9 protein-coding genes and 2 tRNA genes are annotated in these 22,105 nt (G+C 57.9%); 5 read left to right on the plus strand and 6 right to left on the minus strand.

The genetic code is table 11. The features are described 5' to 3' along the window. The first annotated feature begins 272 nt into the window (after positions 1–272). Together RR842_RS05380 and RR842_RS05385 are read left to right on the plus strand one after the other, a co-directional pair. Positions 273–1,883: a YfcC family protein gene (locus tag RR842_RS05380; RefSeq protein WP_332521845.1), complete on the plus strand. Its 1,611-nt coding sequence runs from the start codon at positions 273–275 to the stop codon at positions 1,881–1,883. A gap of 289 nt (positions 1,884–2,172) precedes the next feature. After that, positions 2,173–12,780, plus strand: a complete 10,608-nt coding sequence (locus tag RR842_RS05385; protein WP_332729177.1) for a SpaA isopeptide-forming pilin-related protein — start codon at positions 2,173–2,175, stop codon at positions 12,778–12,780. 110 nt (positions 12,781–12,890) lie between these two features. Here the strand turns inward: RR842_RS05385 and RR842_RS05390 are convergent, their stop codons facing one another. Next, on the minus strand, positions 12,891–13,328 hold the full coding sequence (locus RR842_RS05390) for a GNAT family N-acetyltransferase (RefSeq protein WP_332521319.1): 438 nt from the start codon (positions 13,326–13,328) through the stop codon (positions 12,891–12,893). 206 nt (positions 13,329–13,534) lie between these two features. Here RR842_RS05390 and argS point away from each other — a divergent pair, with 206 nt between their 5' ends. Continuing rightward, positions 13,535–15,262, plus strand: coding sequence for an arginine--tRNA ligase (argS, locus tag RR842_RS05395; RefSeq protein WP_332565344.1), 1,728 nt, complete (start codon positions 13,535–13,537; stop codon positions 15,260–15,262). A 256-nt stretch (positions 15,263–15,518) separates the two neighbouring features. Here argS and RR842_RS05400 read toward each other — a convergent pair whose 3' ends face one another. Together RR842_RS05400 and RR842_RS05405 are read right to left on the minus strand one after the other, a co-directional pair. Then, positions 15,519–17,579, minus strand: coding sequence for a Na+/H+ antiporter (locus RR842_RS05400; protein ID WP_332729179.1), 2,061 nt, complete (start codon positions 17,577–17,579; stop codon positions 15,519–15,521). Between the two features lie 123 nt (positions 17,580–17,702). Continuing rightward, a complete protein-coding gene (locus RR842_RS05405; protein WP_332513118.1) occupies positions 17,703–18,236 on the minus strand; it encodes a DUF1836 domain-containing protein in 534 nt (177 codons plus the stop codon). A 148-nt stretch (positions 18,237–18,384) separates the two neighbouring features. Between RR842_RS05405 and RR842_RS05410 the strand changes: the two genes are divergently transcribed. After that, on the plus strand, positions 18,385–19,299 hold the full coding sequence (locus RR842_RS05410; RefSeq protein WP_332553646.1) for a DegV family protein: 915 nt from the start codon (positions 18,385–18,387) through the stop codon (positions 19,297–19,299). 126 nt (positions 19,300–19,425) lie between these two features. Here RR842_RS05410 and RR842_RS05415 read toward each other — a convergent pair whose 3' ends face one another. The 3 genes from RR842_RS05415 to RR842_RS05425 all read right to left on the minus strand — a co-directional run bounded on the left by RR842_RS05415 (position 19,426) and on the right by RR842_RS05425 (position 20,542). Beyond that, complete coding sequence (locus tag RR842_RS05415) at positions 19,426–19,995, minus strand: flavodoxin family protein (RefSeq protein WP_332729181.1); 570 nt, start codon at positions 19,993–19,995, stop codon at positions 19,426–19,428. A gap of 305 nt (positions 19,996–20,300) precedes the next feature. Continuing rightward, a tRNA-Lys gene (locus RR842_RS05420) sits at positions 20,301–20,376 on the minus strand. A gap of 89 nt (positions 20,377–20,465) precedes the next feature. After that, positions 20,466–20,542 (minus strand) — tRNA-His (locus RR842_RS05425). 239 nt (positions 20,543–20,781) lie between these two features. Between RR842_RS05425 and RR842_RS05430 the strand changes: the two genes are divergently transcribed. Further along, the coding region (locus tag RR842_RS05430; RefSeq protein ID WP_332729183.1) for an NYN domain-containing protein at positions 20,782–22,105 on the plus strand (1,324 nt) is incomplete at its 3' end.

A 22,105-nucleotide genomic window follows, 5' to 3' on the forward strand; every position in this document is an offset into this window, starting at 1 on the left:
ACGTCGCTGGAGTGCGCCGCTGCGGGCCTCAAGGGCGAGACGGGCACGGTCATCACGGCGTAGAGCGGTTCGGCACTATCCCGCTCCGGCTGTGCGATTGCTGCGCAGCTAAGGAGGCGGGAGTTTGTTGGGGGTTGCGGTCCTTGCATGCGGGTCGCCACCCCCTAAAAAAAGGGTACTTGTGAATTGGATGGTTATGCTTCCGACCGGTTCATTGCAGTTTCTCGTTCGCTAACTATCCGACCTTGAGCCTCTTATAAGGAGGGGATCTAATGACCGAGAAAACAAAGGAAAAAAGCAAAAAGAAGCGTTCAATTTCTTCGTTCACTATTTTGCTTATCATGCTTATCGCTCTGGCGATCATTACCGTCGTCATGGGTGCAATGGGTGTGGAGGGTGTGGAGGGTGCTACGCTTGCTAACGTGGCGACCGCACCGGTTAAAGGCTTTACCGATGCACTTCCCGTCTGTTTGTTCGTGCTGATCCTGGGTGGTTTCCTGGGTATCGTCACCGAGACGGGCGCACTTGACGCTGGTATCGCAGCGCTGGTGAAGAAGCTGAAGGGCAATGAGCTTATTCTCATTCCTATTTTGATGTTCATCTTCTCCGTCGGCGGTACGACATACGGTATGTGCGAAGAAACGGTGCCGTTCTACCTGCTGCTGGCAGCTACTATGGTTGCTGCAGGTTTTGACAGTATCGTCGGTGCGGCAGTGGTTTTGCTGGGTGCCGGTTGCGGCGTGCTGGGTTCGACGGTGAACCCGTTCGCTGTAGGCGCTGCTGTCGACTCGTTGTCTAGCTCGGGTCTGGTTGTCAACCAGGGCACTATCATCATGCTGGGCGTTATCCTCTGGCTGGTTACGCTAGCTATCTCTATCGTGTTTGTTATGCGCTACGCCAAGAAGGTCAAGGCCGACAAGGGTTCGACCATCCTGTCGCTGCAAGAGCAGGAAGACATGAAGGCGGAGTTCGGCGAGGCTCAGCAGGAGGCCATTAAGGCTGAGGCTAGTCCGAAGGGCGAGAAGACCATGACCGGGCGCCAGAAGGCATCGCTCGCGGTGTTCGGCCTTACGTTCGTTGTTATGATCATCGGCTTCATCCCCTGGGGCGACTTCAACGTTGACTTCTTCAACGCAGGTTCCCAGGTCGAGGAAGTTGCGACGCAGGTAACCGGTGATGACATTGCTGCCGTGTGGTCCGATGCCGAAGGCAGCGAGATCGCGTTCAGCGGTGATGTCTCTGGTACGGTTACGGCTGAGGAAGAAGTGGCTCCGGGTTGGTCGGCTCTTCTGACCGGTCTTCCGTTGGGGCAGTGGTACTTCGACGAGGCCTCCACGTGGTTCCTGATCATGGCTATCATCATCGGTATCATCGGCGGCGTCTCCGAGAGCCGTTTTGTGAAGGCATTCATCAACGGCTGTGCCGACATGATGAGCGTCGTGCTGATCATTGCTCTTGCCCGCTCCATCACGGTGCTCATGGGCGAGACCGGTCTGGACATGTGGATTCTGAACAATGCGGCGAACGCGTTGAACGGCCTATCGGCCATCATATTCGCACCGCTGTCGTTCTTGCTCTATATCGTGCTGTCGTTCCTGATCCCGTCGTCATCCGGCATGGCTACCGTGTCCATGCCTATCATGGGTCCCCTGGCGAACTCGCTTGGGTTCTCCACCGACGTCATGATCATGATCTTCAGCGCCGGCAACGGTCTGGTGAACCTGCTCACCCCGACAAGCGGCGCCATCATGGGCGGCTTGGCACTGGCGAAGATCGAGTACTCCACGTGGCTCAAGTTCGGTGGCAAGCTGTTTATCATCCTCGGTGTGGTCTGCGCCATCATCCTTACGGCGGCAATGATGCTCATACCTGGATCAGCGTAGTCGATAAAGCTACACATTGCTCATGCACTGACCCGTACGCGCGCACCGCTGCGCAGCGGATCGAGCGCAAGGAAAGGCCTCCTTCGGGAGGCTTTTCCGCGTCTCGGGTATTTATTCTCTGTCGGTGTTTCTTGCTTGTACGACAGGAATTTTGCTTGTGCGTCTGCATCGTAAGAACAGGTCAGGGCTTTAAATAATAGTGGAACCATGGGAATGCAGAAGGGGGGTGACGTAAAATTGGGAATAGACATGCGCCGATGAGGGCACTGTCGCTTCAAAGGGGATTGCCATGTTTCATCGCAAAGCGCGCTTGAGCAAGATTTTGTCCGTATTCATGGCTGTTGCCCTGGTGATGACCTGTAATAGCGCGACGTTTCAGCCGATGGCGCTGGCTTTCGGCGATAGTCTGTCGAATGCGATTTCTGATGCGGGCGAACATGCAGCCGATTCTAGGGCAGGGGAGGGGGTCTTTGCTTCCGATCCTCTGGTGGGCGAACCGAAAGAAGGCATCGATTTCTTCGAGGATGCTTCGTCGGCTACGGGTGTTTTGCAGATGCCTTCTTTACCGGGCGAGGCGGTATTGGGCAATGCTGGCGATTCTTCGGAGGGCGGTACTGCGGGCCTCGATTCAGGCAGCCAGTCTGGCGAGTCCTCCACGCCGACCGTGCGTGAGCCAGTTGATCTGACTGCCGATACGGCAGCGTTGTCTATCGGGTTATATAGTGCTGCCTATCAGGATGCCGAGGGCGCTCAAGTTGAAGTCAAGGCATATGAGAACGCGCTGGACTTGGCAGCGTACATCCCCGGTTCTTCCGCTCATTTGGAGCTGCGCTACCACATCACGTTGGCTGCGAACGCGGAGTCATCTGATGCCGCTTGGGCTGCGGGCGACTGGTTCGTGCTCACGCTGCCGCAAGGGGTCTTCACCCTCGATGGGGAGCGTTTGGCAGAGGCGAATCTTTCCGATGCGACGCTGGTTTCCTATGCGGCGAAGGACGAAGGGCTTGTCGGCACTCTTTCGGCGACTGCGACTGCCCCGCAAAAACCTCTTGAGCTGACGGTGCGCATCCCGGTTGTTTTGGAAATCGGCGCGTTATCCGATGAGTCTTCCCAGGTGGAGCTGAACCTGCAAGGCGATGCGAAAGCCGTGGTCACCCTACCTGCTCGACCGGTTAAGCAAGAACTAAAAGCGGCTTCTCCCTCTCTCGCTGCAAAGGCCTCGGCCGATACGACATCGGTAGCGCTTGAAAAAGAATGGCGCGACAATAACGACCCTGATCGTCCTTGGAAGGAAATATCTAACGACGGTACGCTGGCGGTGTGGTTTACCCCTGCCGGCAAAGCCGAGCAGAAGCTCGACACAACAACGATGGGTCAGCTCGGGTTGACGAAGGTTCCGGCTATCGAGGCGGCATCTGCGGGAATGAGCCATACATCCTACACTTGCAAAGATTTGCCGATGCAGGATGTGTCCGGCGCAAGCGTGTCCTATACCATCAAGGAAGCCCCCAGCTCTGCAAAAGCAAAGGGATATGTACAGCAATTCGATGCGAGCAACAAGCTCTACAACATAAGGGCATCGTCTTTTGCGGCGGAGGTAAAAATCCGCGACGGCGGGGTGAACGCAGACCCCGGTGCGAATGCATTTCATCTGTATAGGGTTTTGGGCGATGGCACAATGGAAGAAGTGTTAGATACCGAGCTCACGTGGGCTTTCGACAGTACGACAGGTATGGGTACCTACAAAGTAGCAAGCCTTGCGCAGTATGATCTTGACGGCAAAGAGATCGTGTATTGCATGAAGGCTCCTGTGCCCGCCGACACAACGCAAGACTACTACTTCCCCGAATACGACAATAAGAAGGTTCCCAATTACGGGACGAATGTTACCGAATGCTATAGCGGCGGCACGGTCAACCTAACGCGTGCGGGAACGGCGGAATACGAAGGCACGAAGGTGTGGCTTGATCCCGAGGGCACGGATGCTTTCTCGCGCCCTGATGCAACTATGTACCTGTGGCGCTACACCGAACGCGATAACAACGGCTTCGCTCAGGCTTCGCAGGTGCGTGACGAGGGTAACCAGCTTATCTCGCTCGACATCCCCAAAGATGTAAGCCCCTATACGTTCACCATCAAGGCTGGCGGAACCAAAAAGGCCGCTCTGCCCAAGTACGATCCAGAAGGCTACCCCTACGTGTACCTTATGCGCGAAACGCTTTCGGGTGGCGGGTACGAGCAGGTCTTCGGTGCGGTGAGCGAGAATGCAGATGGCTCTTTTTCGGTCGCAGACACGTTGGCACCGGGTGTGGTGAAGCGGGAGCCGGCCGACCGCTCGCTCTACAACGGCGGCACCTTGAGCAACCGCATTACCGACAGCATCGAGACTTCGACGCAAAAGACTTGGAAAGCTTCCGTCTACCAAAACAAGCTCAAGGACGTTGGCGTTACGATGACGCTGCAGTCTCGCCCGGCTGGCAGTCTGGATGACTCGCTTTGGAAGAACACCGATACCACGCAGAAAATGACGGGGTTCATCGCCGAGGTCATGACCAAAACGGCCCATGCAACTCCTCCCCGCTATGACGCTTTGGGGCGTGAGTTGGAATACCGTTGGGTGGAGACCTCGGTGGTTGAGGGTGGCGTAGAGAAACTCAATGCTGATGGAACCTTCAAACTGGACTGCAACCCGCCCGACATCGATGAGCCTGCGAATGAGTTGAGGGATGTCGAATGGTTCGCCTCTTCGGCCGAGAACGTCAATGGCGTTGACGATACCCAAGGAACCTGGACGGTTAACCGCCTGATCGGGGTTGTCGACTACACGGTCGACAAGCTTTGGCGCGCCCTTGATGAAAACGGTCAGCCTGTCGTGGACTCCGAGGGAAAGCCGGTCTATGGCAAGGAGCCGCCTAAAGCCGGAGCGTCGATTACGGTGGGCATCTACCAAAACGGCACCCTTATGAAGGATCGCCAGTACACGATGGACGGCACTCCCGATGCGGACAACAGAGAGATGTCGCCGTATCATATATACCTAAATGACCTGCCGAAATACGACAGCGAAGGACGCGCGTACTCCTATACGGCCGACGAGGTGGCAAGCAGTACCGGATGGATTGCGAACCTTTCGCATGATCCTACCAAGCGGCGCACCGATATCAAGAACGATCCGGCTGGCCTGAGCAGCAGGATGAGAGTGGAGAAGAACTGGATCGACGACGACGATGCCGACCATCGTTTCCCGGTAGTGGTTGAGGTGTCCAAGAAGAACGATCCTGCTTGGGTCAAAGAGGTAACCCTTTCGGCGAGCGACAACTGGTGGACGTGGGTCGGCATCGACGAGGGGACTACCTACAAGGACTACCAGCTTAAAGAAACGAAGATGATCGCTCCCGGTGGGGATATTCTCGTCGATGACCGGGCCACGCCCTCGGTCACGACCGACTACCACAAGTACAAGACAACGTATAACCAAGATGACGTGCGCGAGGTGCTGACGGTCACCAACAAACGCATCGGCGTTATCGACATCACGGTAACAAAGAAGTGGGTCGATGTGGGCAACGAAGCTAATCGCCCGGGGGCAACCCTGCACTTGCAGTGCCTGGAATTTCCCGATGCCGTGAAGGAGGCTAGCGTAGAGATCCCTAACGTCGACAGCCTGCCTATCCTCGATTCGGGCCGTTCTCCGACAACTTCGAAGCAAACAGTTGATCTTATGCGCCCGGAGAGCGAATACACGTTTTTCAACTTGCCCAAATACGACGAGGCGGGTAAGGTCATCCATTATACGGTTGCCGAGAAACCCGACAAGCCGCACGAGTTTGCGCAGTTCGACTACCGAATATTCACCGAGCAGACCAGCTATAGCGTCGGCACTTCCCATACCGACGACAAGCAGGCTATTGCCGTTACCAACCAACGGATAGGGACAAAGGACATCGAGTTCCACAAGCAGTGGCTTGATGCCTATGCCTACCAAAACGGGAAGCGCCCCGACATCTACCTGACGCTCTGGCAGAAGACCATGAGTGCGGACCCGACGTTCCTGGGCTTCAAAGACTACCAATGGACGCCTCGTTTGGGCAGCGGGGATGTCGCTGACGATCCTGCAAACAGGTGGACGGCTACCTACAAAGGTGTGCCGAAATACGACAAAAACGGTGCCGAGATCACCTACTATGCGCAGGAGTCTATGAGTGCGAACGGGTCGGCGTTCGACTATGCGGATGCTACCTACCAGCTGACCAACGGAGACCCTGTCGGTATCGGCACGCCAAACAACAACGGCGACGTTATCAAGGCAAGTTTGGACCCCGATGCCATCACGCTTCTCAAAGAGAAGAACGCTTTCGTCAATGGCATTGCCAATACGGTCGTTATCGAGGGCAAGAAATCGTGGAAGAATATCCCTGGCGGATTCCCCTCCACCCAGTTGCCGAAGATCGTCATGAGCATCGACCAGCGTATCGGCGATACGGAAATCGTCAAGAACATCGCGTATACGACCGAGCTTTCGACACCTGCGGGAACGAGCGATTTCGTGTTCGTCATTGATCACAAGGGTGAAAACGATCCCGGCGCTATCGGCAAGGTGCAGGATTTGCCGAAGTACGACGACCGGGGCAATCTCTACACCTATTGGCTTAACGAGCACATCAAAGGAACGCCGGGTTTGGGCGATGTTACGTGGGAGTCTCTTTATAGCACGACCAGTACCGTATTTGCGGTAGACAATATCTTCCAGATCGGTGCAGGAAGCCAAGGTTCGTTGGTTGTCGAAAAGAACTGGAAGGACCGTGTCGTTGACGAGTACTACCCTGCAACGAAGTTCAAGCTGCATCGCCAGCACCGGCTGGGCGATGGAAGCTGGAGTGCCGGCGAGGTTGTTGCAGCCAAGACGTTGAACAGCAACGACAGCAAAAATGGCAAGGGCGAGGTGGTGTTCGAGCATCTGCTGGTCTTTGCGCCGGACGGCTACAAGTACCAATATTATGTGACGGAGGAGCCCCTCGATGGCTTCAGCATAGCCTACGAAAATACGAACAAAACGAAGGATGTCGAGCTTGCGGTTGGATCGCTGTCGCCGACCAGTGCCGGAGCGATAACCAATACCTACGACCAAAAGGGAAGCATCGAGCTCAAAGGCGCAAAAAAATGGAACGACTACGATAATGCCTTTGGACTCCGTCCTTCGGACGTGACCATCGAGCTTACCAGAACAGCTTTGGCGCAGCCCGGACAGGGCAATGCTATCACCGTGCCCGAATTGATACCGCTCGACGCGTCAAACCTCTCATGGGACAAGCCAGCGAATGCGAATACTTGGTCGTATGCGATCACCGGTCTTGACCGCTATGCTCCCAATGGCATGCCTTGGGTGTACAAGGTGATCGAAAACCCCGATGCGAACGGCTATTACGGTACGAGCGACAAATCGACTGGCCAAAAGTCGGTCGATGCAACGACCGGCAAGGTGGAGATGCGCGCTATTACCAACTCCTTCCCTGCGGAGGCAACCGTCGGCAAGGTTTGGAGCGACTGGGATAACGCGTACAAGCTGCGTCCGCTGTCGGTAGAAGTGAAATTGCAGGTCAAGGTAGGAGTTGACGCTTGGGCAGATGCCGCCACGGTGCTGAATGATACCAAATACAGCACGGTCGTGCTTAACGGGGGGAACAACTGGACTACTACGTTCACGAATTTGCCTCCCGCCATTGCGAAGAGCGGCACGGTTAAGACGTGCCAGTATCGCTTTGCCGAGACGAAGATCGGCGACAACAACCGCGTCTCCATCCAAGAAGACGGTACCTACTCCGTCAACGGAAACCATACCTATTCTCCCGCGGGCGTGGTGGCTGGCGCGAAAACGACCATTACCAATACGATGGCATCGACGGGCGAAACGGCCATCCAGGTTACAAAGAAATGGGACGGCGACAGTGCGAACGCCTATGAAACGAGACCCCTCAAGAACGGCTCAGCCGACAAGTGGGAGATATCGTTCTCGTTGCAGCGCAGCATGGACGGTGGAGCAACCTGGTCGGATGTGTACGAGAGCGGTTCGGCCACCAAGAAAGTAACGAAAGCCATCGACGGCTCCATGGATAAGTACGATGCAGTTGCGACCTTTCTCCATCTCCCGAAATACGATGCCGCAACAGGCGATCCCTTCACGTATCGCGCCGCCGAAGGTAAGGTGATGGGGTACGGAGAGCCTGTCTATGACTATGCGGCCGTACCGGGCGTTGACAACGCAACGAAAATCACCAACATCCTCCAAACGAAAAAGGTTTCGGGCACCAAGGCTTGGAGCGACAATGGCAATGCAACGCATCAGCGTCCTGATGGCGTGACGTTGGCCTTGTTCCGGCAGTCCGATAATGTTGCGAGGTCGAAAGTGCAAAACGCACCCCAGCCTCACTGGAACAAAGCGCTCGGCCCCGATACCTGGTCCTATGCCTATCCCAACGTCTTGCCTCAATACGACCAGAAGGGCGCGGAGTACACCTACACCGTGGAGGAGGCTTCTGTTCCCGATGGTTACTGGGTTGCAGGCAGTGGCACCCTCGCGCTCACCAACGCGCTCACCTCGTATTCTCTTGCGAAGCTCAACGAAGGGGGAATGGCGCTTGGCGGGTCGGAGTTTACCGTCGAAGGAACGTTTTCCGACGGTAAGACCGAAGCGCGTACCGTGTCTCCGGGGGAACAACTCGCCGTCCGTCTGGGTGAGTTGAAGGTGGGGCAGACCTATACCGTCACTGAAACCGTTCCGCCGGTGGGCTATACCGTGCGCAGTAGTTTTAAGGTAACCATCGGCTCTGATGGCAAGCTTGCGGCAGTCGGCTCGTTGCCCGAGGGCGTCTCGATTGAAGTAGGGAACGCGATCAAGGTACAAGATGCTCAAACCAGCTTTACGCTTGCCAAGAAAAACCAATTTGGTGATGCGGTATCGGGCGCTACGCTAAAGTTGCAGGGCACCTTCGCCGACAAAACGAGCGAGGTCGTATGGGCTACGGGCAATGAGGCGAAGAGCTTCACGGGGCAACTTATCGCGGGCGTCGAATACACTTTGTCCGAGGTTACCGTGCCGTCGGGGTATCTCGCTGCCGATCCTCAAGTGCTTCGCATCACCGAGGGCGGGCAGCTTCAAGTACGCTCAGGCGAAGCTGAGCCTTATGCCTGGACCAACGTGGGCAACAACGCGCTTGTGTTTGTGAACGAGCTGTCGCTGACACAGGCAGAGCTGGCCAAGATCGATGAGAACGGCAAGCCTTTTACGGGCGCAACATTCAGCTTGTACAAGCGGGGTACTGCCGCGGACGGTTCGGGCGACAAGCTCATCATCGAGGGCATCAAGCCGGCTGTTGCCTTGAACGCAACCGAGGCAGCTTGGTCGACGGCCACCGTACCCGACTCCGTGATAAATCCCGATACGGGCAAGCCCCTCAACAAGGGCCTTGCCAACGGCGAATACTACTTTGTGGAAACGGCTACGGCGAACGATTATTTCCTTAATGCGACAAAGCACGCTTTCACGGCCGACAACGCCACGAATGCGACAGTGGTTAAGAAGCTCGTCCAAAACGTGAAAGCGAACGCTTCCTTGTCCTTGACCAAGGTGGACGCAACCGAATTCGGCACGCCCGTTGAAGGCACGGCGTTCGAACTTGTCTTTGAACCTGCCACTGGATCAGGCGTGACGGGCGGCGTTGCTGCTTGGACTCGGGAGTTCGCAACGGGGGCTGATGGCAGGGTGGCGGTATCTGGCCTTCCCAAGGGCACGTATGTTCTCACCGAGAAGGCGGCAAATGCGAACTACCAAAACAATAATTTCAAGGCAACCTTTATCGTAAGCGATGCTTGCCAGGACAAAGAACTTGTCGTAGGCAAGGCGGCCGATCCGGCATTCGGCTTGGCCGTTGAGGTCGACGAAGCGCACCTGGGTGAAGCAGCCCTTTCGAACGACCGCGTGCTCGGTAAGGTCGAGGTCGAGAAGCAAGGGGCGGGCGGCCAGGCGCTCGACGGCGTAACGTTCGAGCTGTGCAAGAAGTCCGATAACTCGAAGGTGCAAGAAGGGAGGACCGCAAACGGCGGCAAACTCTCCTTCGAAAACCTTGCATGGGGGGAGTACTGCCTCATTGAAACCGCCGTCCCCGATGGCTATAAGCTCGATCCAACCCCGCATGCGGTCACTATTGGATACGGCTCGCTTTCAAAGAGCTTCACCGTTGCGGGTGAGGGAGCCATTGTGAATACTCAAAACAAGTTTAGCCTGTCCAAGTTTGCCCACGACGGCACGACTGGCCTGTCGGGTTCGACCTTTGCTATCGAAGGCGTCTTCTCGGGCAAAACCACTTCCGAAACCAGGGAGCTTGTCAAAGGCGCGCAGTCTTCCACGTGGATAGGCCAGCTCAAGGGCGGGGAGGACTACCTCATTACTGAGACGGTACCGCCGGGAGGATACTCGGTGGTTCACAGCTTCTGGGTGACCATGGGTGCTGACGGAACACTGGCCGCAAAAGCGGGAACGACGCTGCCTGCTGGCGTGTCGATCGGGCAGGACAATGCCATCAAGGTAGAAGACGCCCAGAACAGTGCCTTCTTCAAGAAGGTTGATGCCAACGATGGCCAGGTTGTTTCCGGTGCGAAGTTCAAGTTGAGGGGCGTATTTGCCGAAGGTAACTCCAGCACCTCGGTTGCTTGGGATTCTACTGCCGAGCCCGAGGCCATGACCGGCAAGCTCGTCGCGGGGAATACCTATGCGCTTACCGAAACCGCTCCGGCACCCGGTTACGTCATCAGCTCCTTTACGGGCAGCTACCCCGATGCGAACCTTGTCGATGGTTCCTTGTCCATCAAGATGGACAATGCAGGCAAGCTGTACTATCAGACGACGAAAACCGCCGATGCAGAATGGGTGGCACTCGACGGCAATACCGTTGTCATAAAAGATGCCAAGAACACCCTATCCTTGGCTAAAAAAGATGCCGACAATAATGTGCTTGCGGGAGCAGTGTTTACCATCACCGGCGATATCGTCAATGCCGACGGAAGCGTGACGCACCAGACTAGGTCGCTTCTCAACACAGAAGACGATCGAGCAAAGTCGGAAGATACGGTAACGGGCCGTCTTGTCGGTGGTAAAACCTACACGGTGCATGAAGCTTTTTCTCCTGTTGGATATGAGGCCGTGGCCGATTTCGAGGTGGCTATGAACAACGGCGGAACTATCGTGGCGGTCGATGCGCTGCCCCGTGGTGTGACCGTCGATGCCGACAAAGCATCCATCGTTGTGCAGGACAAGCGCAAGACCGGTGGGGTAAGGTTGCTCAAAGTTGACAAGGATGCCGGCAATGCCCCTTTGAATGACGCGGAGTTCACCCTGTATGACAAGATTGCACAGAGGGAAATAGGGGTGTTCAAGACCGGTTGTTCCTACCCCTCTCCCGATCCTGCCGCAGGCGAAAAGGCCGATGACGGGGTGCTGTCCATCGCGGGCCTTCTTTGGAGCGACTACTACCTGCAGGAGACGGTGGCTGCGGGCTATGTGGTGCCTGAGACAAAATTCGACTTTGCCATCAAGGCTACGACGCCCGCCATGACGGTTGATAAGGGTCTTGTAGTCAACGCCCAAACCGAGCTCTCCTTCACCAAGCTGGAAAGCTATGTAGAGGGTTGCTCGGATGCAACGTGGGGTGCCGAGAAGTCCGATGCCACGCGAGCACTTGTGGGCGCCGAATTCACCGCGTATGCCGACGAGACGTTGGCGACGGTGGCCAAGACGGCTGCCGGGGCCGATGCGGTATCGGCAAGCGACAAGGACGGCAAGGTCGAGTTTAAGAACCTTGTCGCCGGCGAGTATTGGATCAAGGAAACCAAGGTACCCGACGGCCGCGTGACCGACGGCAAGGTCTACCATGCGCAGTTCAGGCAGGACGGCGTGCTGGAGAGCTTCACCGAGCAGGGCAAGGCCGAACCGGTCTCCCAGGTTGTGAATGACGTGCGGCGTGCCGATATCGTCATCAAGAAGGTGGCGGAGACCGACGAGGGTAAGGTGCTGCCCGGATCGACCTATGGCCTGTACAAGCGCCTGGCTGCGCAACCGACACCCGATCCAGCACCCGATGCGAGCGGCGCTTTCGGCCGCGTGCGCTTTGCAGCCGACGTCGATCTGCTTGCTGCGGGTGCTCCGGCGGAAGGCGGCACGCAGCTTATCGCCAAGGCCACTACTGACAAGCAGGGCCTCCTTGCTTTCAGGGGCGTGCTCATGGACCAAGACTATGTCATCAAGGAACTCATCACCCCCGATGGAAGCCTGATGTCGGAGAAGCCCATTGCCATCAAGTTCAAGGCGGACAAGGATGGTAAGGTTACGGTCGCCGCGTTCGACGGCGGTTCCGGTACCGCCAGGGTAGACGAGAGTGGCAACATCGTGTGGCGCGAGCCGCAGGTTGTCGTCGACTTCAACAAGGTCGATCCGGACGGCAGGCTGCTTGCCGGAGCGAAGCTGCAGGTGGTGGATGCGCGCGGCTCTGCCGTGGATCAGCCGTGGATGTCTTCGACTGACGGAGCGCATCGCATCGAGGGTAAGCTGGTTGCTGGCAAGACCTACCAACTGGTGGAGCTCGAGGCTCCTTCGGGGTACGCTGTGTCCGACCCAGTGGCTTTCACGGTGGAAAACCCGGTTCTCGGCCCCGACCAGAATTTCGTGCAGAAAGTTCGGATGGTCGACCAGCGCCTGCCCGCACCGGTGGGAAATACATCGACTGGCAAGCTGGGTAAAACGAGCGACGTGCTCGAGGGTGCGCTGCTGGGCCTTTTCGCCGTTGTCGGTATTGGCGCCGCGACCGCCGCGACCGCCGTGCATCGGCGCAGGAGGGGTCGCAAGTAGCTTTTGCCGCCGGTGGAATTCGCGGGGCCTCAAGGCTTCCTTAATTGAAAACTGCCCGGCTCGTCTGCGAGCCGGGCAGTCTGCTTGTAGTACGCCCGGCAGGCGCTTTTCTAGTGCAGCGCCTTGTGCATCCAGATGTGCTCGACGTGCTCGTCAAGCTCGACGGCTCCGTAAGAAACATAGCCCGCACGCTCGTAAAACGGCATCACGGAGCACTGGGCGTGCAAGTGCATTTCAGTGGCGCCGGCTGCGCGCGCCAGGCGTTCCGATTCGGCTAGAAGCAGGCCGCCGAAGCCGCTTTTGCGCATTGCGGGCAGCACGGCCAAGCGACCGAACACCCAACGCGTCGGCTCGCCGGGACGGTCGGGGTCGGGGAAGGTGCGTGCGCATCCGGCAAGCTGCCCGTCGGCGTATAACGTCACGTGTATGGTCGAAGGGTTTTTGTCGATGTCGTCGAACTCGTCTTGGAAACCCTGTTCCTCCATGAACACGCGCGTGCGCACGAGGCGCGCGTCGTCGAAGTTTCCTTGCTCGAATGTCAGATCCATGTGCGTCCTTTCTGGTATACATGAGGGATTCACGATACCATAACGCGCAAGAACAAGGGACTTGTCCGAGGTCATGTGTGCATTTTCTGCATAAGGAGCAGCATGTTCGGACGGTTGCGCTCATCCTTTGCCGTACATGAGGAAAAGATGGTAGAATCAACCACTATATATACCGGTGTACTTGTCGGACAGGAAAGATGCATATCATGCAAATTCGCGAACAACTTGAACAGGTTATCGATGCCGCTGTCGCCGCGGCAGTCGAAGATGGCTCCCTGGCTCTTGACCAGGCTCCCGAAGCAGCACTCGAGCGCCCGCGCGACGAGAGCAACGGCGACTGGGCTTCTACGGTGGCCCTGCGTTTGGCTAAGGAGGCCAAGAAGAGTCCGCGCGATATCGCACAGATCATCGTCGATCATCTTCCCGAAAACGACATGATCCTTTCCGTCGAGATTGCCGGCCCGGGCTTCATCAACATCCGCCTGACGCCGACGATCCTGCAGGGCATCGTACGCGAGGCGCGCGAAGTGAAGGAAGGCTTCGGCAAGGGCGAGATCCCGGAGGGCCAGCGCTACGTGAACCTGGAGTACGTGTCCGCGAACCCCACCGGCCCCATGCATGTGGGCCATGGCCGCTGGGCGGCGCTCGGTGACTCCATGGCGCGTGTCATGCGCCATGCGGGCTACGACGTGTACGAGGAATTCTACATCAACGATGCTGGCACGCAGATGGACCTGTTCGGCAAGTCGGTAGCCTGCCGCTACCTGCAGGCGCTTGGGGCAGATATCCCCATGATCGAGAACGGTTATGGCGGAGGCTACATCAAGGACATCGCCCAGGGTATCATCGACCGCGACGGCGACAAGTGGGTGAACGTTGACGAGCAGGAGCGTATGGAGGCATTCCGCGAGATCTCCTACAACGAGATGCTTGACCTCATGCGCGACACGCTGGCTGGCTTCGGCAACAGCTTCGATTGCTGGTTCAGCGAACGCAGCCTGTATGTGGAGGGCGAGGATGGCACGAGCCCCGTGTCGCGCTCTATCAAGGCTATGGACGAGAAGGGCTACGTCTATGTCAAAGACGGTGCCACCTGGTTCAAGTCCACTGCCTTCGGTGACGAGAAGGACCGCGTCATGATCAAGGAGAACGGCGAGTTCACTTATTTCATGAGCGATGTGGCTTACCACTACGACAAGTTGGAGCGTGGGTTCGACCATCTCATCAACATCTGGGGTGCCGACCATCACGGTTACATCAAGCGCTGCACGTCCATGCTGGAAGCCTGGGGACGCCCCGGTGCGCTTGAGGTTGTTCTCGGCCAGCTGGTGAACTTGTACCGTGATGGCGAGGCTGTCCGCATGTCGAAGCGTACCGGCGAGATGGTCACGTTCTCCGAGCTCATCGAGGAAGTGGGCGTGGATGCCACGCGCTACCTCATGTTGTCGCGCAGCTCCGACCAGCCCATCGACTTCGATATCGAGGCTGCCAAGAAGAAGGACGCCTCCAACCCGGTGTATTACGTGCAGTACGCGCATGCGCGCATCTGCTCTATCCTGCGCAAGGCGGCTGACCCGGCCGATGCCGCAGCTGCCGAGGCGGGTGAGCTCTCCATGGACGAGCTGGCTGCCAAGGTGGTTCCGGTAAGCGTCGACCTCTCGCCGCTTACGCACGAGTCCGAGTTGACGCTCATGCGCAAGATGGCCGACTTCAGCGAGCTTGTGGCGCTTGCCGCACGTGACCGCGCGCCGTTCCGTCTGACGCACTACTCGCAGGACCTGGCCGCCGCGTTCCACCAGTTCTATACGAACTGCCATGTTATCGGCGAAGCCCCCGAAGTACAGGCGGCTCGTCTTGCTCTGGTCGATGCCACCCGCATCGCGCTGGCCACGGCGCTTGGCTTGATCGGCGTGAGTGCACCTGCGAAGATGTAGCGGGTATTCAAACCCTTGCATAAGCGGTTTTTTCTGTGCGGCCCCTCGGTATCTGGGGGCCGCACGCTGTGTCGGGGTGTGTGTTGGATTGAGGGGGGAAGGGTTTTGCGCAAGCAGCTGTGCGGCATCAACTGCGCTGGTGCGTGTTTCCCTCTCGCGTCAATAGGAAGGTGGTTGCCTTGGTGTGCTCGCTGGTGCTTGCGCTCGCTTCATGCTTACGCGAGGTGGGCGAGGATACCCAGGAGGATCCTCGCTTCTAGAGGTCGTCTTCCAAATCGATCTGCATGAGGTAGACGTTTTCGCGCAGGCGCTTGGCCGACGAACGGCAAAGGTTGCCTGCTTCGTAGTATGTCTGGATCTGCTCGAGTTCCAGCTGCAGAGCCCAGCGTTCGATGTCGACGGCTTTTTCGGCCATGCTCGAGAGGGACTGGAGTGGTGGTTTCGCATCGCGCAGCAGCATGATGATATGCTGGTACTCAAGTACCAGCGCGCTTACGTCTTCGGCCGGCTCGTTGCAGTCAGGAGAGGTCAGCATGTGCTGTAGCAGCTCCACCACGTGCTCAGAACCTTGGATCTGCAGCTCGCGGATGGCTTTGGTACGCTCGGTGGGACTCACGCCGGGAAGCCCCCTGACCAATCGGTGCCAGCCGGTGCGCAGTAGGGCGCGCAAGCGGAGGTAGGCGTTTTGCAGCGACCAACGTCCCAGGTGGTGCTTCATTAGGTCCTCGGCGCGTGCGAGGCGGCTCAGGTACTGGTAGCCGACGATGGGGTAGACCTCTTCGCGCTCGATGAGCTGCAGCACGTAGTCTCGCTCCCAATTCAGAGCGCGCAGGCGCAGGGCCGTGTTCGGCTCGCTGGCGATGTCGTTGGTGGCTTTGATGCGCGCTATGCGGTTGTTGTACTGGTGGATAACCCTCTGGGTAGCGCCGCGGTTCTCGCTGGTTTGGCGTGCTGTCAGTTCCTCGATGACGGCACGGAGCATGTCCAGGCTGGCTTGCGTCTCGTCGCAGCGCACATCCTCTTCGGTCGGTCCCTTCTTGGGGGCTATCAAAGGCACGATGAACGTGGCGATGAGCAGGGTGACCACGATAACCCCGCAGGCCAAGAAGATGATGAGGTTGCGCTGAGGGAAGTACTCGAGCAAATCGGGCGAGGTGCCGTTATTGGCGGGGATGAGATAGGGTATGGTCAGCATAACGGCGAGCGTGATGGTGCCTTTCGGTCCCGCCAATGCCATGACCAGGGCAGACTTCAGGTCGCTTCGCCATCCCGGCCGCTGGTCGCGGGCGAGGCTGCGGCTGTGCACGAATTCCATGATGACAAGCCAGATGAAGCGTATAAGCAGGCAGATGAGCGTAATGAGCAGAACGTAACCGATCAGAACCCCGTTGTTGATGCTCACGTCGCCCCATGAGCTCTTCATGGCGCGGGGTAGCTGCGTGCCCAGCAGCACGAAGACGACACCGTTCAACGTGAATGACAGCACGCGCCAAACGCTGGACGACACGATGTTCATGCGCGAAATGGAAGGTCCAGTTGCGTGTCGTCGTGACACGATGCCCATCAAACCTGCCGCCACGACAGCGATAATGCCACTGGTGCCCATCTGGTGGGCTGCCAGGTACACGATGAAGGGCGTAAACACCTCGAACAGCACGTGGAACGTCGTGTTTTCAAGCCCCCAGTTGCGCACGCGGCGCACCAGTAGGTTGCCCAGGTAGCCTAAGACGATGCCGATGGCGATGCCTCCGAAGAAGCTTATGGCAAAGTCGATGGATGCGTCGAACAGCGAGAAGGTGCCTGTAACGGCGAAAGCGAGCGCGAACTGGAACGATACGATGCCGGACGCATCGTTGATGAGCGATTCTCCTTCCAAGATACTCTTGCTGCGCGGCTCGATGTCCGCATCGCGCGATAACGAGGCGACCGCGACGGCATCGGTGGGTCCGAGTGCGGCGCCCAGTGCGAACGCGGCGGCAAGGGGGATGGAGGGCTCGAGCCAGTGCATGGCGAAACCGACGATAAGGGCCGTCACTACCACCAGGCCGATAGCCAAGGACAGCACGGGCTTGCGGTTGCGCCAGAGTGCCACTTTGTCCACGCTGCGGGATTCATCATACAGAAGCGGTGCGATGAACAGCACCAAGAACAGGTCGGGGTCGAAGGTGAGGTCGATCTGGTTGGTGGCGAACAGGGCTATAAGCAGGCCTAGCCCTATCTGGATAAGCGGAGAGGTGATTTTGGGAACAAGCTGATCGATGATAGAGGACAGGAGGACGGCTGCCAGCATGAGCAGGGCAAGCACAAGCGTTTCCACGGACTCAAGCCTCCTTTTCGCCAGGGTTTTAGGTGCGGTACGCTCTATTGTACCCGCCGATCCCCTCGGGTGCGGTGCGAAAGGGTAAGACTTTCACATAAGGTTCGTTCCGCCTATTTCCGCCTATTTCCCTAGAGAGAGCACAATGCACGCCTTGATGTAGAGCGTGTAGGAAACGGCTGCGGTGCATGCCAGCACCAGGTCGCGTTCGAAGTCCCCCTCGTTGTCTCCGGAGACGAACCCCCGAGGACTTTCAGGTTGGGGAGAGAACAGCGCGTGCAGTGCCGCTTCGAGCGCGTCGCAGAAGTAGTCGTAGGCGACATGCGTGTCGAAGCTGTCGATCTGCGCTTGGATGAGGTTCTCGATCTCCGCGATGGAGAACGTCTGCTTGAGCGTGCAGATGACGATGAGGTAGGCGATATGGGCACGCGTGTACTTCTTGCCCGAAGCGGCGGCGAGTACCCTCTGCTTTACGTAGTTGTTCACCATGGAGCGGGTGATGATCTTGTCGCCGGGTCCGTAGAGCGGCGCGAGCGTTTCTTCGAGATAGCCTATCAGCTGATCCATGTACAGGTTGATGCGCGGTATCTCGCCGTAGCGAGGGAGGTGCAGGGCGGCAAGCCCCTGCGCGCGCGCCGAAGCGCTCACATCGTTCATAATCGGTGCCCTCTCTTTTCGTTGCGTCTTCGCGATCATACCAAGTAGTGTTTTCTGAGTCAATTCACATAACCGCTTGACATAATAATATTAAATTTATAACCTAGTTATTAAAACTAGATCAAAGGAAGCAAGGAGACTGCAATCCATGGATACCAAGCGCATCGCACTCGTCATCGACTCGTGTACGGACGTTCCTCCCGAGGAAATCGAGCGTTACGGCATATATGTCGTGCCGCTGCAGGTGAACTACGAGCATGAGAGCTTCCTGGACAAGGTGACCATCACGTCGCAGCAGGTATACGATCGGTTTGCCGAAGAGGTTCCTACGACGTCTACGCCCACGCCGGCTGTGGCGCGCGAGGTGCTAGAGCGCGTCGTTGCCGATGGCTTTGACCAGGCAGTTATTGTGAACATCTCAAGCGGCTTGTCGGCCACCTATGACCTTATGCGGTCCGTGAGTTCCGCGATGCCCTCCCTTGAGTGCCATATCGTTGACACCAAAAACATTGGCATGGGGGCGGGGCTTGTGGCGTTGGCAGTGGCGCGTATGCTTGCCCGTGGAGCATCGTTTGACGAGGTGCGTGCTGCCAGCGATGGTATCGTGGCCAACACACGGGTGTACTTCTGCGTGGACACGCTGGAATACCTGCACAAGGGCGGACGTATCGGCAACGTGACGTATGCGGTGGGCAGTTTGCTGGATATGCGCCCCGTGATCAGCTGTAACGAGCAGGGCGTGTATTATACGGTGACAAAGGCAAAAGGCCGTCGGCAGTCGCTTAAAAAGGCTATGGCGGTGGCAGAGCAGTTTGCGGCACGTTTCCCGCGCTGTTTTATGACGGTAGTGAACGGTGATGCCGCCGAAGAGGCTGCGGTGGTACGCGAGGAGTTAGGTAGCACGATCGACCATGCGCAGGCGTGGTACGAGGGGCAAATCAGTCCCGTTCTGGTGGTGCACACCGGCCCCGGCCTCATTGGCATTGGCGTACAAGGCGAGGGCCTTGCCGCGCCCGAGGCCGAGGGTATGCTGGGAAGCCTGCTGGCGAAAGTGCGCCGCTAGGCAAGCGGCAGGCGTAGCTCCACGGCAAAGCCTGCGCCCTCGGCGCTTTCGTCCATAGTCCATCCTTTCCGCAACCAACACGGTTGGGAGCATCCTTTTGTTGCAGGTCGCGGAAAAGATTTTCGTCTAAAGCGATGCGCCTAGCTGATAGGCTTCATCGAGCGCAGGGCTTCCTGCGATATCGCCCGCCAGGTACATGCCACCCACCAGCACGCGTCCGGCATCAAGCCATCCCATGCGGGCTGCGAGTGCTTCGTAATAGGTGACGACGGGGGCGAAGTTGCGGTAGCTGGCGTCTTCTGCCGGCATGATGAGCACGCTGGACTTCGGTTGGGGAGCCGGCGCGGCGGCATCTGCCTTCATGCCGGCCTCCATGAGGGCGAACAGGCGGTCAAGCGTGGCTTTGAGCTGTGCGGTAATGCTCCAACAGTACACGGGGGAGGCAAGGGCTATGACATCGGCCTTGAGATAGGCGGCGTACACGGCATCCATGTCGTCTTTCTGCACGCAAGGGCTTGCCGGATCGTTGCCGCCGCCGAGGCATCCACGGCAGGGCGCGATGTCCATGAGTGCCACGTCGAAGCGCTCGGCTTCGTTTCCGGCATCCTGAACTCCCTTGACGAACTGCTCGACGAGCATTGCCGTGTTGCCGTTCCTACGCGGACTTCCGTTCAGTATGAGCACTTTCTTCGTCATGACGTGCCTCCTGGTTCTGTTATTCGTTCGGGTGACCGCAAGTTGGCCCTTCGCTTGGGCGGACGGGTCCTGTTGGTCCTGTTTCGCCGGGCGGTCGTTTTATTGCGGGCCCGTTCTCTGGAAGTCCACTATAAGTCACTATACTTGTTGATGTGCGGACTTTTTCGAAACGGAAGAAAGTAGGGAATGGGCCATGAGCATCGATTGCCGGCCGTCTCGTGTTCGAGGCTTTCCTAATACTGTATGCGGGATAGGGCAAAATAAAAAAGCCAACCGGTTTTGCCGGCTGGCTTGTGCGTTTTAAATGGTGGACTGTCGGGGACTCGAACCCCGGACCTTGGGATTAAGAGTCCCCTGCTCTACCAACTAAGCTAACAGTCCAAGTGAAACAATATGTCAAAGTACGCAAAGCGCTGGGATATTGTAAGACATGCTTCCAACGATTGCAAGAACTAATTTCTAATGCGCGCTGGGGTGGCTAATCGGACTCGAACCGACGACCTCCAGAGCCACAATCTGGCGTTCTAACCAACTGAACTATAGCCACCAAGGCGCAAGGTGGAAGTATACGGATTTTCGGGGCCGAGCGCAAGGGGATATGGACAAATTGTATCAGCCTCTTAGCAATCGCCGTGTGATCGGCGGTTTTCAAGTAGTATAGTCATTCGAAACGCCCCGCTTTCCGCTGCCCAGACACCCGTTTGCCTGCGACGGCATCCTTCGGGGCGCAAACCGCGGCAGTGTGTACGCACGGCCCTAACCGCTTTCACCGAGGAGCGACTACCTGTGGAAAAGCAATCATCTGAGAAACGCTTCGCTCTCCTGATCGATGCCGACAACGTTTCGGCCAAGTACATCAAACCTATTACCGATGAGCTCTCCAACTACGGAACCGTCACCTACAAGCGCATTTACGGCGACTGGACCTTGACGCTCCACGCTAAATGGAAAGACGCGCTGCTGGAGAACTCTATCAACCCTATCCAGCAGTTCGGCTACACCCAAGGCAAGAACGCCACCGACTCCGCCATGATCATCGATGCGATGGACATCTTGTACACGCGCTCGGTGGAAGGTTTTTGCATTGTGTCGAGCGACAGCGACTTCACCCGCTTGGCCAGCCGCATCCGCGAGAGCGGCCTGACCGTCATCGGCATGGGCGAGAAGAAGACGCCCACCCCGTTTCGAAAGGCCTGCGACATCTTCACCACGTTGGAGCTGCTGTTGGGCGACTCGAAGGCAGCGCGCAACAAAAATCGTCCCGAACAGGGCGGTGCGGCTACGAGTGCCAGCACGGGCCTGACCATCGCCGAGCTCGAGCAAGCGGTAGTGAACATCATCACCGACAACCAGAACAACGGGAAGTCTACCGGTCTTGGCGAGGTGGGCAGCCGCCTGCTGAAGCGCTATCCCGACTTCGACGTGCGCAGCTACGGCACGAACCTGCTGTCGAAGCTGCTCGACGAGTTCGCCAGCGTACAGATCACCAAGGACGGCAGTTCGGTGACGGTGGAGCTTGCGGGTGACGCCGAGCGCGAGCGGAAGAACGCGCGGGGCAAGGAGTCTTCGCATTCTCGCACGGGCCAGACTTCGGCTGAGGCGGCGGGCGCGCAGCCTGTCGAGCAGGTGTCGGTGCCTGCGGAGGCTGTCTCGTCGGAAGCCGTCCCCGCTGTCGAGAAGGACACTCCTGCCACTGAGAAGAGCGCTCCGGCTGCTGCTGTGCCTGTTGTGAAGACCGGTGCCGACAAGAAGCCGCGACGCTCGACGCGCGTTGCCGACAAGCACGCTGCTGCGGGGGAGGAGTCCCTCAAGGAGCCTGCGAGCGAGCCTGTCGTGGTTGCGGTTGAGCCGGAATCGCCTGGGGCATCGGCAGTCGTCGAAGCGGGTCCGAGTGTTCCTGAGGAGCCGGTTGGTGAGGTTTCGGTCGATAATCGTCCCGGACGAGCCGGCCGCAAGAAGGTCGTCGCTTCGCGCGCTACTGTTGCCAAGCGCCCCGCAGAGCAGAGGCACCCGCGTGTCGAGGCGACGCAACAATCCGGGCAGCAGCTAGTTGAGCAGGCAACGGTTGAGCAGGTGTCGATCGCGTCGCAGCAGCCCAAGCAACCGATCG

This window comes from Gordonibacter sp., from assembly GCF_036667095.1.
Taxonomy (GTDB): domain Bacteria; phylum Actinomycetota; class Coriobacteriia; order Coriobacteriales; family Eggerthellaceae; genus Gordonibacter.

Bases quoted from the DNA above. Each gene is read 5' to 3' on its own strand.
- RR842_RS05380 (WP_332521845.1), top strand. From the start codon at position 273: ATGACCGAGAAAACAAAGGAAAAAAGCAAAAAGAAGCGTTCAATTTCT.
- RR842_RS05385 (WP_332729177.1), top strand. From the start codon at position 2,173: ATGTTTCATCGCAAAGCGCGCTTGAGCAAGATTTTGTCCGTATTCATG.
- RR842_RS05390 (WP_332521319.1), bottom strand. From the start codon at position 13,328: ATGGATCTGACATTCGAGCAAGGAAACTTCGACGACGCGCGCCTCGTG.
- argS (WP_332565344.1), top strand. From the start codon at position 13,535: ATGCAAATTCGCGAACAACTTGAACAGGTTATCGATGCCGCTGTCGCC.
- RR842_RS05405 (WP_332513118.1), bottom strand. From the start codon at position 18,236: ATGAACGATGTGAGCGCTTCGGCGCGCGCGCAGGGGCTTGCCGCCCTG.
- RR842_RS05410 (WP_332553646.1), top strand. From the start codon at position 18,385: ATGGATACCAAGCGCATCGCACTCGTCATCGACTCGTGTACGGACGTT.
- RR842_RS05415 (WP_332729181.1), bottom strand. From the start codon at position 19,995: ATGACGAAGAAAGTGCTCATACTGAACGGAAGTCCGCGTAGGAACGGC.